Source organism: Streptomyces sp. NBC_00440 (assembly GCF_036014215.1).
Classification (GTDB): Bacteria; Actinomycetota; Actinomycetes; order Streptomycetales; family Streptomycetaceae; genus Streptomyces.
In genome coordinates, this window is record NZ_CP107921.1 from 1 (window position 1) to 14,004 (window position 14,004).

At 69.9% G+C, this 14,004-nt stretch carries 10 protein-coding genes and 1 pseudogene; 9 read left to right on the forward strand and 2 right to left on the reverse strand.

Annotation, left to right across the window (positions count from 1 at the left end; all coding sequences use genetic code 11):
* Positions 1 to 493: 493 nt before the first annotated feature.
* From OHB13_RS00005 to OHB13_RS00045, 9 genes and pseudogenes are all read left to right on the forward strand, one after another.
* Positions 494 to 1,120 (forward strand): hypothetical protein, encoded by a 627-nt coding sequence (locus tag OHB13_RS00005; RefSeq protein WP_328374568.1) that lies wholly within the window; start codon positions 494 to 496, stop codon positions 1,118 to 1,120.
* 36 nt (positions 1,121 to 1,156) lie between these two features.
* The gene (locus OHB13_RS00010) at positions 1,157 to 3,826 is read left to right on the forward strand and encodes a DEAD/DEAH box helicase (RefSeq protein ID WP_328374570.1); all 2,670 of its coding nucleotides are present in this window, start codon (positions 1,157 to 1,159) and stop codon (positions 3,824 to 3,826) included.
* Between the two features lie 16 nt (positions 3,827 to 3,842).
* The gene (locus tag OHB13_RS00015) at positions 3,843 to 6,233 is read left to right on the forward strand and encodes a helicase associated domain-containing protein (RefSeq protein WP_328374572.1); all 2,391 of its coding nucleotides are present in this window, start codon (positions 3,843 to 3,845) and stop codon (positions 6,231 to 6,233) included.
* A 102-nt stretch (positions 6,234 to 6,335) separates the two neighbouring features.
* The gene (locus tag OHB13_RS00020) at positions 6,336 to 7,190 is read left to right on the forward strand and encodes a TnsA-like heteromeric transposase endonuclease subunit (RefSeq protein WP_328380181.1); all 855 of its coding nucleotides are present in this window, start codon (positions 6,336 to 6,338) and stop codon (positions 7,188 to 7,190) included.
* 13 nt (positions 7,191 to 7,203) lie between these two features.
* Positions 7,204 to 9,330 carry a transposase gene (locus OHB13_RS00025; protein ID WP_328374574.1) on the forward strand — a complete coding sequence of 709 codons (2,127 nt, stop codon included), beginning with the start codon at positions 7,204 to 7,206 and terminating at the stop codon, positions 9,328 to 9,330.
* Between the two features lie 113 nt (positions 9,331 to 9,443).
* On the forward strand, positions 9,444 to 10,430 hold the full coding sequence (locus OHB13_RS00030) for an ATP-binding protein (protein WP_328374576.1): 987 nt from the start codon (positions 9,444 to 9,446) through the stop codon (positions 10,428 to 10,430).
* On the forward strand, positions 10,427 to 11,134 hold the full coding sequence (locus OHB13_RS00035; RefSeq protein ID WP_328374578.1) for a TniQ family protein: 708 nt from the start codon (positions 10,427 to 10,429) through the stop codon (positions 11,132 to 11,134). Before OHB13_RS00030 ends, OHB13_RS00035 begins: the two co-directional genes overlap by 4 nt.
* Positions 11,135 to 11,208: 74 nt before the next feature.
* Entirely contained in the window at positions 11,209 to 11,382 is a 174-nt protein-coding gene (locus tag OHB13_RS00040) for a hypothetical protein (RefSeq protein WP_328374580.1), read from the forward strand.
* A 260-nt stretch (positions 11,383 to 11,642) separates the two neighbouring features.
* Positions 11,643 to 11,969 (forward strand): annotated as a pseudogene (locus OHB13_RS00045) (helicase associated domain-containing protein); the annotation flags it as partial.
* Positions 11,970 to 12,110: 141 nt separating this feature from the next.
* Here the strand turns inward: OHB13_RS00045 and OHB13_RS00050 are convergent.
* Positions 12,111 to 13,238, reverse strand: coding sequence for a hypothetical protein (locus tag OHB13_RS00050; protein WP_328374582.1), 1,128 nt, complete (start codon positions 13,236 to 13,238; stop codon positions 12,111 to 12,113).
* A gap of 437 nt (positions 13,239 to 13,675) precedes the next feature.
* Positions 13,676 to 13,963, reverse strand: a complete 288-nt coding sequence (locus OHB13_RS00055; protein ID WP_328336003.1) for a helix-turn-helix domain-containing protein — start codon at positions 13,961 to 13,963, stop codon at positions 13,676 to 13,678.
* Positions 13,964 to 14,004 lie beyond the last annotated feature (41 nt).

A 14,004-nucleotide genomic window follows, 5' to 3' on the forward strand; every position in this document is an offset into this window, starting at 1 on the left:
ACATCGCTGCGCGATGTGCAAGCGAACACCCGGGCTGCGCCCGGGTGTTGCGCTCACGCTCCGCGTGAGCGCCAACGAGTGGCTGCGCCACTCGTGCAACCATCCCGCTGCGCGGGATGGTTGACGGCCCGTCCGCTGCGCTCCCGAGCCTCCTTGGGCTGCGCCCAAGTGGCCAGGTTTCCGCTGCGCTCCAACCTGGCCAAGCGGGTCCGCTGCGCTCCCCCGCCCAACGGCCCCTCCGGCTTCGCCTCCAGGGCCTCAAGGCCCGCTGACGCGGGCCGGGCTGGCTGCAAGGAGGAGGGGTCGCTCGTTCGTGTGGGTTCTAGTGTATCGCTGCATCAAATTGATGCAGCATGTACCGTTGGCGAAAATATAGGACACCCAACAGTCGCCCAGAGACCCCTTAATATTCGAGAGGAACGGCCCGTCGATGACTGGTCACAGCGAATCTATCGGAACGGGCCCCGCGCTGAGCAGCGATTCTGTGCGCAGGGTGAGCCAGTATCAGACGGCGGGCACCAACGCCCGGTTGAAGCTGTTCGCGCTCCTGGAGGCGCAGGGCGTGCCCGCGGCTGAGGCGGACGACCTGCTGGCCTCCCTGGAGGCCGGAGCGGTCGCCGGGGCCGCCGGCGAGGTGGTCGAGTTGGACGGCATGGCGCCGGCCTGCCGGGGCCCGGTCTTCGAGAACGGCTGGGACGAAGGCGTAACGGCCGTGAGCGAGGCCCTGGTGGGCATCGCGGACCGTGACTGGTCCCGGCGTGCCGGCAGGTCGGCCGGGGCCGCTGAGCTGGCCGTGCATCTGGCGGGCGTGAGGCGGCGTGAGCGGTCGGACCTTGTTCGGCTGGAGAGGTTCGTCCGGGGGACTGTGCTGCCGCGCACGCATCCGAACACCACGCAGTGGCGCCGGGTGCTGGCGGCGCTGGGCGAGGCCGGCGCTCTGTGCACCGCGCGAACCGTGAACAGCGACGGGGACTACGTCGTCTGCACACTCAATGCCGGCCACTACGACCCGGACGACAAGCCTCCCTTCAAAGACGGAAAGCCCGGCGGCTGGCACAAGGCGGATGCGTCGATCTGGAATGACTCGGGCGCGGCCTGCACTCCGCACGCGGCCCTCTGAAAGACATCAGGGACAAGTATTAGGGAGGGCTTGAAAATGCTTTTGGTTCCGCTCAAGGAACACCAGGTCGACCAGAAGTTGAGTTTTCGTAACTGGGTTGGATTTCCTGCAAGATCGCCTGTTCCTCCGGAAGGGGCGCGTGCGATGGGGGTGTCTGCGACCGGGTCCGGCAAGACGATCACCACCGCTGCATGCGCTCTGGAGTACTTCCCGGGCGGGCGGATTCTGGTGATGGTGCCCACGCTGGACCTGATCGTGCAGAGTGCCCAGTCCTGGCGGCGGGTCGGGCACCGGGCGCCGATGGTCGCAGTCTGCTCGGTGGACAAGGACGAGGTCCTGGAGCAGCTCGGAGTGCGCACCACCACCAACCCGATCCAGCTCGCCCTGTGGGCCGGGACCGGGCCGGTGGTCGTGTTCGCCACCTACGCCTCCCTCGTGGACCGCGAGGACCCCGCCGACGTCACTGGTCGCCGGACTGTCCCTGGGCCGTTGGAATCGGCTCTGGCCGGCGGGGAGCGGCTGTACGGGCAGCGGATGGCTCCGTTTGACCTGGCCATTCTGGACGAGGGGCACATGACGGCCGGAGACATGGGGCGGCCGTGGGCGGCGATCCACGACAACAGTCGGATCCCTGTCGACTTCCGGCTCTACCTGACCGCCACCCCGCGGATCCTCGCCGCGCCCCGGCCGCAGCGCGGGCGGGACGGCCGGGAGGTGGTGATCGCGTCGATGGAGGATGACTCCAGCACCTACGGCACCCGGATTTTTGATCTCGGTCTGGCGGAGGCAGTGGAACGCTCGATCCTTGCGGGGTTCGAGATCGACGTGCTGGAGATCCGCGACCCGGACCCGGTCCTGGGCCTGTCCGGGGACACCCTGCGTGGCCGGCGCATGGCCCTGCTCCAAGCGGCGCTGCTGGAGCACGCGGCGCAGCAGAATCTGCACACCACCATGGTGTTCCACCAGCGGGTGGAGGAGGCGGCCGCGTTCGCCGAGCAGATGCCGCGCACGGCCGCCGAACTGTATACCGCCGAGGCCTCCGCGGCGGCGCTGGCCGGGGCGGAGGAACTGCCCGCGTCGTCGATCGATGCTGAGCTGTACGAGCTGGAGGAGGCCCGTCACGTGCCTCCGGACCGGGTATGGGCGGACTGGCTGTGCGGGGACCATCCCATCGCGCACCGGCGTGCGGTGATCCACCGGTTCGCCAACGGCATCAACGCCCAGAACCGACGCGTACACCGGGCGTTCCTCTCCTCGGTACGGGCGCTCGGGGTCGGGGTCGATATCACCGGACTGCGCGGGGTCGAGGCCGTGTGCATCGTCGGCTCGCGCAGCTCCCAGGTCGACGTCGTTCAGAACATCGGACGCGCCCTGCGCCCCAACCCGGACGGCACGACCAAGACCGCCCGGATCATCATCCCTGTCTTCCTCCAGCCCGAGGAGGACCCGAAGGACATGATCGCCTCGGCCAGCTACCAACCCCTGGTCGACATCCTCCAAGCCCTGCGCTCGCACTCGGAACGCATGGTCGACCAGCTCGCCTCCCACGCCCTGACCCGCGGCGCCGAGCGGCGGCGCATCCACGTCCGCCCCACCCCCGCGACCGGGGCGCAGAACGGAGACGGGCAAGAGGCGAGCGACGAGGCGCAGCAGGAGGTCGACCGGGTCACCTCGGTCGTGGTCAACTTTGCTTCTCCCCGGGACGCCGCCAACATCGCTGCTCTGACCCGCTGCCGCGTCATCCGGCCCGAATCCCTCGTCTGGCTGGAGGGCTACCAAGCCCTCATCCGCTGGCGTACCGAGAACGAGATCACCGGCCTGTACGCCGTGCCGTACGACACCGAGACCGCAGTCGGCGTGACGAAGGACTACCCCCTGGGCCGGTGGGTGCACCAGCAACGCCGCGCCCAGCGCACAGGCGAACTCGACCCCCACCGCAAGGAGCTCCTCGACGACGCCGGGATGGTGTGGGAACCCGGCGACGAAGCGTGGGAGAACAAACTCGCCGCGTTCCGGTCCTACCGGCGAGCCACCGGACACCTCGCACCCCGGCAGGACGCCGTCTGGGGCGAGGGCGAGGCGATGGTGCCCATCGGGCAGCACCTGGCGAACCTCCGGCGGAAGGGGCAGAAGAACGGCCTGGGCAAGGACCCGGAGCGAGCGGCGGTGCGTGCCGCGCAGCTGGCGGCGATCGACCCGGACTGGAACTGCCCCTGGCCGCTCGACTGGCAGCGGCACTACCGCGTCCTCTCCGACCTCGCCGACGCCGACGGCCACCTGCCCGACATCCAACCCGGCGTGCTCTTCGAGGGCGACGACATCGGACGATGGCTCATGCGGCAAAGAGAAGCGAGCACCTGGACACAGTTCTCCGCCGAACAGCAGGAACGGCTGACAACGCTGGGGGTGCAGCCCACTGAGACCCCGTCTCCTGCCCCGGCGGCAACGCCTGCGGCGAAGGGGCCGGGCAAAGCGCAGCAGGCGTTCCAGCGTGGACTGGCAGCCCTCACCCAGTGGGTAGAGCGGGAGGGTGCCCACCGGCCGGTACCCCGCAGCCACGCTGAGGAGATCGCGGTTGACGGCGAGACGGAGCCGGTGGTCGTCAAGCTAGGCGTGTGGGTATCGAACACCCGCGCGAGGCGCGACAAGCTCACCCCGGAGCAGCTGGACGCGCTACGGGGGCTCGGCATGGAATGGGCGGCGTAGAGGCAGTGGGAGCCCTATGCCGGTCGCGCACGCCGGTGAAGCTGTGGAGTGTCAAGTGACGGATTCGTTTTCCTCGTGGCCTGTGTCCGGTGTCGTCCGGCTGGCCCCGGTGGCAGGTGAAACGACGATGTCATTCGTGAATCGGCTGGCCTCTCGCTACAACGTCACTGTGACGGGCCTGTTGTCTGCGATGGCGGGCCCTGGCGTGCGTGGTGTCTGGGGAGAGGGCTGTCTCGTCGGCGAGTTGTTCCTGGCGTCCGCGGTGCGGCGCCGGCTGGCTTCCTTCTGCCAGGTGCCGGAGTCGCATCTGTCCCGCGCGCTGCCTTCCTGGGATGGGGGCGCTGACGCGAAGGCGAACGGTGACCAGCCGAACGTGCGCTTCGCCTCCGGCAGCACAGTTCCTGCCGTCATGCTGGGATGCCGTCTGTGTACGGCGGCCCGGACAGGCGCTCCCTGGTCTGTCCGTCTGTACTGCGACCTGCGTTCAAGGATCTGCATCAGGCACCAGTGCTGGTCCCTCGACTCACTGGCGCTGGACAGAGCCACGCTGGTCGAAGGCCAGGTGAGCCTCTCCGGGCTACCGGAGGTGATACGTGCGCACGAGCGCCTTCTGCCGATGCTGCGCCGTAGGGGCTCGTGCGAGAGCGCTTTTGCCGTGGCCCAGGCGGTCGTTGCCTCCTGGTGGGACGCGGGCCGGCGGGACGAAGTGATCTGGCCGGCGCGTCTTGGTCGTGTCTGTGCCGATCTCCCCGAGGGTGAGGTGGCGGTGCTCGCCCGGGACGTGGTGACGTATCCCGAGGCTGTCGCGGTCACGACGGTTCTATGTGACCGGTTGTGGCGACAACGCGTATTAGAGGACACGCACGGTCAGATGCCGCACACGTTGGCCGAGGTTCCCCGTCTGCTGACCGAGCTGGCTCGCCGTCTGGGCCGCCCGTGGCTGGTGGAACAGCTTGCCTCCTCCAGTGCAGGAGCCTTGTTCGCCTGGGTGCGGGCGTGTGTGCGGCGGGAGCGCGGAGCAGTGTCCGAGGAAGAGGTGTGGGCGGTTCCGGTCGCGCACCGGCCTCGTGGGCTTGCGGCGCAGCTGCGGGAGTTGCGCCTCCAGCACGTCGGCAGTGCTCCGGTAGGAGGAAGGCAGTCCCGTGCAGAGCAGGCGTATCAGGTCGGCTTGGCACACGCCCGTTCCTACGCGGCGCGTCACGGGCATCTCGCTGTTCCCAAGTACGGCCGTCACGAGGGTTTTGCTCTGGGGCCGTGGCTGGCCAATCAGAGAACCGGAGTAGCAGCGCTCCCCATCGAGCGGGCGCAGGCGTTGCATCGCATCGATCCCTGGTGGAATGGTCCCTGGCCCATCTCCTGGCGACGGACGTACCACCGCGCCCTGGTACACGTTCAAAAGCATGGCCTCGTTGACGCCACGGCAGGATTCCCCGGCACCAGCCTCGCCTTGGGCGAGTGGCTCCATGAGCAGTGTTCCCGGTACGACGACCTCCACGTGGGCCAGCAACGCCTGCTCGCAGATCTCGGAATCCGGCCCGCGCACGCCCGCTCAGCACGCCCTCGCCGTAACAGCCTTGCTCAGGCCTTCGCGGCCGGCCTGGACTACGCCCGAGCCTTTGCCGCCGTCCACGGCCACCTCGCCACGTCCAAGAGCACGCGGCAGGACGGTTTTCCTCTTGGGCAGTGGCTGATGAGCCAACGCAGCCGGGCCCGTATGGCGGAGAAGGAAACCGACCGGAGCCGTGCACTGTCCGCCATCGACCCGTGGTGGAACCCGCCGTGGCCCATGGCATGGCAACGCGCCTACCACCACGCCCGCAAGCAGTGCGGCAGCAATCAGCTGCTGGTGCCGGGGGATGGCTTCGCCGGGGTGGGGGCGTCTGCCAGATCATGGCTGTACGCGCAGTGCGCCCTGTTCGAAGAGCTCCACCCCCGCCAGCAAGATCTACTGCGGGAGATGGGCGTCACCGCCGAGGCCGCACAAGCGAGGCAGACCGCGTGGTACCACCCCACCGGCGCCCGGATCGACTTCGCCGTGGGCTTGGCCCATGCCCGGGACTACGTCGGCGTTCACGGCCACCTGGCGCTGCCGCACCCCGTTCAGCACAACGGGTTCCCGCTGGGAAGGTGGCTCACCAGCAAACGCGGAGAGGCCGGAGCCCACGCGCGCCGCACACCGGCTCCGTGGCCGGGCATGCAGGCCCTCGCTGCTCTGGATCCGTGGTGGTTCCCTCCGTGGGCGTTCGCCTGGCAGCGCGACTACCACCATCTGCGTCTCCTGCTCATCGCCGGCCTCGAACCACCGCCCAAGCTGCGCTCCTGGTTCAGCGAGCAACTCGCTCAACGCCACGCCTTGTTGCCCGGCCAACAGCGGCTCCTGCAGGAACTGAGAACCTCCCTGGTCTGACCACGGGTGCAGGAGCTCGGCGTCGCGGCCGCCGTTCACCCGTTCGGGTGGCGGATCCAGATCACGGCGTTCAGCAGCCACCCATGCACTTGGCTGTTGAGTGTGGAGGGGCACGAGCACGGCAGGCGGGTGCAGCAGGCTACCGCAGGGGGCGGCGGTGCGGGAATCGAGGCCGCGTTCGTCACGGCCGCCGGGCAGTTGACGCAGTTGCCGTGGGATCAGGCGACGGCATCGGTGCGGTTCGAGGACCTCGCGCCGGTATCCGCGTTTCCGGTCGTTCCGGGCCGCCGGTGGGGGCCGGGCTGGTGGTGGTCGGCGACCACCGGACGGCACGTCGTACACGGTTCGGCAGCAATGCGCACCCAGCTGATGGTCCTGGACCGGAATCCGGACGTGACCGGCCTGTCCGCACGTCCGGTACGGCTGCTGTGGCGGGATCCCGACGGGCGGGTGCGCTCGTGGGTGCCTCAGTTGTTCGCCCGGTACACCGAAGGCACCGGCCTGCTCGCCGACTGCCCCTCCAGCCCGACCACCGGGGCAGACAGGGCGCAGCGGGCGCGGATGGTCCTGGAGGCGGCGTGTGCCCGCGTGGGCTGGGCTTACCGGCGCCTTGAGCCACCTCCAGCGGTGGTGGCGGCGAACTTGCGGTGGCTGGCCGGCTACCGCCACCCACGTAATCAGGGCCCGCCCGGGCTGCGGGCCACGCTGGCCGAAGCGTTCGCCGGGCCCCGGCCGCTGGCCGGCGGCGCAGCCGCAGTAGGCGATCCGCTGCAAGTGCTGCCGGCTGTCTATCACGCGCTGTGGTGCGGGCATCTGACGACGCCTCTTGATGAGCCGCTGCACGAGGAGGCGCTGGTCTGCTCTGACGCAGAACGCATTGGTGGGGGCGTCGAAAAGCAGCTGGGCGCCGGCGGCAGCCAAGGAAGGGGCGAGCGCAGTGGGCAGCACACTCGGTAGGAGCCCGCGGCCGGTGGTGGAGGTCGGCGCGCACGTCGCCTACCGGGGACAGACCTGGCAGGTCGCCGCCTTGCAGGGCCAGCAGGTCTACCTGCTGCAGGAGGACGGCACCGAAACGAGCCTGCTGCTGGGGCGGTTGTTCGCCGACCCGGGCTTCGAAGTAGTGGGCGCGCGGGCGCCGGACGCGGTGCCGCAGTGGGGACTGTTCGAGACCGTTCCGGTGGCGGCCCAGCAGCGGGCGCTGGCCTGGCTGCCCCATATCCGGGAAGTGGAGACCGGGCTGCCGCATGCCCCGGGCAGCCGTGACGCCCAGACGATGCGGCCGGAGTACGACCCCGAGCGGTGGACGCTGGCGCAGCGGGACGCGGCCAAGGCGAAGGAACTGGCAGCGCTCGGCTTCGCCCGGGTGACGCCTACGACGGTGCAGCGGATGCGGCACGCCTACCGCAAGCAGGGTTTGTGGGGGCTGGTCGACAAGCGTGCGGTGCCGGCCCGTGGGCGTCATCCGACGGGGTATGCCGACGAGCGGGTCGTGGCTGCTGTGCTGGAGGCGCTGCGGCGCCAGCGGGGCCGGTCGAAGGGAACGGTGAAGGGACTGCAGGTACTGGTCGGGCAGATCCTGGAGGATACGCACGGGCGCGGGGTGGTGGAGATGCCGTCGCGGTCGTCGTTCTACCGGCTGGTGAGTGTGCTGGCCGACCCGGCCGATCGTCCGGGTCGGCCCGCGCGTACCGCCACCGCACCCGCCCGCGCCTCGTCGGCAGCGCCGGTGGTGCTGCGGCCCGGGGAGCAGGTGCAGATCGACACCACCCGTCTGGACATCATGGCCGTCCTCGAGGGCGGCAGCCTGGGCCGGCCGGAGCTGACGATCGCCGTCGACGTCGCCACCCGCTCCATCCTGGCCGCCATCCTGCGCCCGCACAGCACCAAAGCCGTCGACGCCGCCCTCCTCCTGGCGGAAATGGCTGTTCCCCACCCTGCTCGGCCGACCTGGCCCACCTCGCTTCACCTGTCGCGGGCCGAAGTGCCCTTTGAGCGGATGCTGTCGCTGGACAAGCGCCTGGAGGGCGCGGCCGCGCGGCCGGTGATCGTGCCCGAGACGATTGTCGTCGACCGCGGCAAGATCTACCTCTCGCAGGGCTTCGTCGCCGCCTGCGAGACGCTCGGGGTAAACGTGCAGCCCGCTCCACCGAGACGGCCGCAGGCCAAGGCCGTGGTGGAGCGGACCTTCGGCTCGATCAACGACCTGTTCTGCCAGCACGTCGCCGGCCACACCGGATCCAACCCCCAGCGCCGCGGCTCCAAGACCGCGGCCGAGGCCCGCTGGACGATTGGGCAGCTGCAGGACTTCCTCGACGAGTGGATCACCTGCGGCTGGCAGAACCGTCCCCACGACGGACTGCGCCACCCCGTCCTGCCCAAAACCGCCCTCACCCCGAACCAAATGTGGGCCGCACTGATCACCATCAGCGGCTACGTGCCTGTGCCGCTGACCGGGGCCGACTACCTCGAACTGCTGCCCGTGCGCTGGCAGCCCATCACCGAACGCGGCATCCGCCTCGACTACCGCACCTACAACCACGACATCCTCGACCCCCACCGCAGCGAGCGCTCCCCCATCACCAGCAAGGACGGCAAGTGGGAGGTCCACCACAACCCCCACGACGCCCGCCAGATCTTCGTCCGCCTCACCGACGGACACCTCCACGAAATCCCCTGGATCCACCGCGACCACGTCCACCAGCCCTTCAACGACGCCATCTGGCGCCACGTCCAGGCCGAGGTCGAACAACGCGGGGACCGGGAGCAGCATGAGGCCGACCTCGCCGACGCCCTCGACCAGCTCCTGCGCCGCACCCGCCACCCCGCCGAGACCGAGCAGAAAACCCGCCGTCGGAGAGCCTCCCGCGCCGGTACGGCAGCACAGTTGCCCGATCTTCCAGGCCAACGGCGCCCACTCGACGCAGAGACCGCACCGGCCCCGGCACCGGACTGGAGCGAGAGCCTGGACGACCTCATCAGTGTCGATACCGCGGCCGACGAGACCGACGTTAGCGAGCCGGAGGGCGCGAGCGTGCTGCCGCCCGAGGCAGGCGGGTACGGGCTGTGGGACGCCGAAGCGGAAGCCGAGCAGTGGTGAACGCCTCGTCGAGCACGAGCGGTGCACCGGCCGGCCCATGCCCGTCGACAGCGCACCGGAATCCCGGCACCGCGGCAAGTGCCGGCGGCGCCCCTGATCCGCAGCCACAGGCGGTGACCACCTGGGACGGCTTCCAGGCCTTCGCCACCACACCCGTGGCAGCTCCTCCCCCACCCGGCACACCGCACCGCAGCCTCGAGGAACGCCTGGCCTACCACTCGCGGTTCGTCACCGTGCGCACCCCCGCCATCGACGCCCTCGCCAAGAACGTGCGCACCCTGATGATCCTCGGCCGCCACCAGACCGTCACTGCCCGGCCCTCCCTCATCGTCACCGGTCCCGCCGGCGCCGGGAAAACCACCGCCCTGCTCCAGGTCGGCCGCGCCTGCCACCTCGCCCACATCCGCCGCCACGGCGCCACGGCAGCAGCCGGACAAGCCCCCGTCGCCTACGTCCTGGTCCCGCCCGCCGCCAGCGCCAAGACCCTCGCCATCGAATTCGCCCGCTACCTCGGCATCCCCGTCACCACAGGCATGTCCCAGACCCAGATCACGAACGCTGTCTGCCACACCTACACCGCCGCCAAAGTCCAGCTGGTGATGATCGACGAGATCCACCGGCTCAACCCCCGCACCACCACCGGCGCCCAGAGCGCCGACCTGATCAAAGATCTCACTGAACGCATCGGCGCCACCTTCGTCTATGCCGGCATCGACGTCACCACCACGCCCCTGTTCACCGGCGTACGCGGCGCCCAGCTCGCCGGACGCGCCTCCCTCATCGACTGCGACCCCTTCCCCGCCCGCCTCGGCGACGAAGAACCCTTCCGCGACCTCATCACCGCCATGGAAACCGCACTGGATCTGCGCCATCACCGGCCCGGAACCCTCCCCCGGCTGGCCCCGTACCTGCACGAGCGCACCGCCGGCCGCATCGGCAGCCTCGCCCGCCTCATCCGCCAAGCAGCCATCACCGCCCTCATCGACGGCACCGAACGCATCACCAAAACCACCCTCGACGCCATCCGCCTCGACCACCTCGCCGAACAGCACCACCAACCCCGCACCCGGCCGCGAAGCCGGAACACCAGCACGTCGTGAGCCGGACAGACGTCACAACCCGCGCCGCGGCAGGGGCCGCTGCTGCACAGCGCATCGTCGCCGCAGGGACATGGCTGCGGATCCCGTCAGCCGCACCGGGCGTCTCCCGTGTACGGCCACTGCCCGGCGAAGCAACCGCCTCCTACACCCAACGCCTCGCCGACACCTACCAGCTGACCTTGCCCCAGCTCCTCGACGGCGCCAACATCACCCTCCATCGCCACGGCACGCCACCCGCAGCCGAACTCCACCTCAACCACACCGCGACCCAGCACCTCGCCGTCCTGACCCGCACGCCACTCCCCCACCTGACGCGCGCCCTGCCCCGCCTCGTACCCACCGACGACGCCCACCACATCGCTGCCGCCGCGCGCTGGAAGCGGCTCGATGCCGAGCAGCAGCCCGTCCGCGCCTGCGCCCTGTGCACCCGCCACCGCAGCCACGGCACCACCGACACCGCCTGGGTTCATCGGCCGCCGCACCGGCTGGTGTGCCCACGCCACCACCAAGCCGCCCCCGACCCACGACTCGCCACCAGCGTCCGTATCCAGGGCGTGCCCGAACTCGCCGCCGCACATCGCGCCCCCACCAGCGCCTGCTACGACACCCCCGAGCTGCCACCGCCTGGACCGCAGCACGCGCCATCACCACCCGCTGGTACGACCACCAGCAACACCTCACCCACCGCTGGCACACCCGCCTGACCCGGCTCTGCAAGGCCAACCCCCACCTGACCACCACAGGCAACGCCTCCCCCGCCCTGCTGACCCGCGACCTGGTGACCTACCCGGAAACCGTCACCCTCGCCCGCGCACTCGCCGCCCTCCCGAACCGGCCACACCGCGACACCGGCAAGGCCCTCAACCTCATCGCCCACCGACTCGGACTGCCCCGCCTGGCCAGCAACGCGAACGATCCCCTCCGGGCCTTCCTCACCCACACACGCCACTGACCAGCACAAGTCCCCATCCACCCCGGCGCATTGGTACGGCCACCTACGGGCGTGCCACCACACCTACAAGAAAACCAAGATCAATCCCACACAACTACCGGACCACAGGCCAAGAGCCCGAACAACCAAACCGAACACACTCACCAGCCCCGGCCCATCACGCCCGAACCCAACCGCTTCAGCCGTCCCGAATCCCACCCCAAAAGACGGAACACCAGACCAGAACAGCCCAACCCCCTGAAGATCACTACTCCGTCACAGAGCAGCGCGAGCGGCTGACCGCGCTGGGCATCAAGGGCGCTGAGGCCCCTTCTCCCGCCCCGGCGGCCGCGCCCACGGCGAAGAGCCAGGGCAAGGCGCAGCAGGCATTCCAGCGCGGCCTGACGGCTCTCGCGCAGTGGGTCGATCGGGAAGGCGCCCACCGGCCAGTACCAAGGGGGCACAGCGAAGAAATCACAGTCGCCGGTGAGACGGAACCCGTGGCCGTCCGGCTCGGTGTGTGGGTCTCCAACACCAAATCGAGGCGGGAGAAGCTCGCCCAGGAGCAGCGGGACGCACTGCGGGAGCTGGGCGTGGACTGGGCATGAGTTCCGGCGGAGGGTTGCCTGCCGTGTGCCGGGAGGCAACCCTCTACGGCGTGGGGTGATCCAGAGACCGCTAAGGCACCATGCCTGGGTGGACATAGACATTGCGAGGAGCAGCTCAAGCGGTTCGCCGGGCTCGGACCGTCATATTGGCTTGGTGAGGTTCGGGCTGGGCCGGTAGTGGGCGACTCCTGCGTAGGACATCCCCAGTGAGGTGGTGAGGATCTTAGCGTCGAGTTCATCGGCGAGGGTGAGCAGGCGAGTAGAGCGCAGGATGCGGGGCCGGAGGCCGGTAGGGGCGAGGGTGTCGCGGATGTGAGCGGCGCCGGCGGGGCCGTGGTGGGTGCGGGTGAGCCGGGTGACGAGCAGGTGGGGGTTGTCCGAGCCGAGTTGGTGTCGGTGTTCTTGGCAGCGTTGGAGTGCGGTCCAGGTCGCGTCGTCGAGCGGGATGGCCAGGGATCTGCCGGGGAAGTGGACGCTGTGGTGATGGGGGTTGATCCCGGTGTCAGTGAGCTGGCGCAGCTCGGTGATGGTTGCTGCGTGGAGCAGGGCGGCGAGGCCGATGAATGCCTCGTGCGGGTGGATGTCGTGGTGGGTGGTCCACCGCTGGTACAGGGTGCGCTGTTGGGTCAGAGTGAGGGTGGGGCCGTGAAACCCCCTGTGCTGTACGGCGGTTATGGGGTCGGTCGGGTTGTGGAGGATGACTTTGGCGTGGTGGGCGTACGCGAAGAACTGACGCAGTCCCGCGAGTCGGGATGCGCGGAGGGCCGGGTTGAGGGCCAGGAAGGATTCCATGTGGGCGGTGGTGACACTGGCCCAGTTCGTGTGGCCCTCGGTGTGGAGGTGGAGGGCCAGGTCGCGGACGGCTGCGAGTCGGATCTCGATGGTTTTCAGCTGGTTGGGCCGTAGCCCCAGGTGTTCGGCTTGCTCGCGCTGGAGCAGGAGGAAGGCGGCGAACTTCTCGGTCTGGGAGCGCAGAGGGGCGGGTGTGGACTCGATGCGGCGGGATCGGCGTTCTGTTGCTCGTCTGTCGGCGAGGCGTGGGGGTGGGGGTGGGTCGAGGTGGCCGTGGGTGCGGAAGAAGTCGGTGAGCGCTCCGACGAGTTCGGGGGCATCGCTTTTGGCGCGGGCGAGGAGGCTGCGGGGGTCGCAGGACTCGGCGTGGAGGAGCAGGCGCGCGGTGGTGGCGATGAGGTCGGCCGCGTAGATCGGGTGTCGGTGCGCTGCGAGGTGTGCGGCGAGGCCGCTCCACCAGGAGGGCGGGGCGGGCATGCGCTTGGCCCAGCCGGCCGCGCGGGTCAGGACGGTGTGGGGTGAATGCTCGTAGCAGCGCTTGCAGAGGCCTTTGGCCCACTGGCCGCTGGTTCCGCATTGCTCGCAGTGGGCCGGGGGCGGGGCGGCAGCGGGGTCGGTACAGGCTCGGCAGTGCTGGGTCGCCGCGTCGAGGGCACGTCGGCGTCCGCAGTGCTGGCAGGGGCCCCGAGCTCGTTGTCCTGCGGATCGGCGTCGGCATGCCGCGCACAGGTCCTGGGCGGAGCGCCGTGGTGCGCCGCAGAGGGTGCAGGTGCGTGAGCACCAGGGGCAGCGGCCGGTGTCGGGGTGCAGCCAGCGCAGTCGGTGGCAGGCCGGGCAGTTGTCTTTGACACGAGAGGGTGTGGCACGGGTGGTCGTGGGCGGGTCCGTCGCGGGGTGTGCGGGGCGGGGTGCGGTCACAGCGGTGGCAGGGATCGGTGGCTGGGCACGGGCTGCTGTCGAGGTGGTGGGGTGGTGCGTGGTGTAGGTGGTGGGGGTATGGCGGGCTCGCCGACGGTAAGCAGGTCGCCTGGGGTGCAGTCCAGGGCGGCGCACAGGGCGGCCAGGGTGGAGAGCTTCACCTGGGAGGGCTGTTTGGTGAACAGGGCGGACACCGATGCCGCAGACAGCTCGAGGCCGGCCCGCTCGGCGAGCAGGCGGCGCAGTTCGGTGCCGGTCCAGATACCGCGCTGTGCCGCGGTCATCCGAAGTCTCCACTCCACCTGCGGTGGCGGGGTCACGGGCT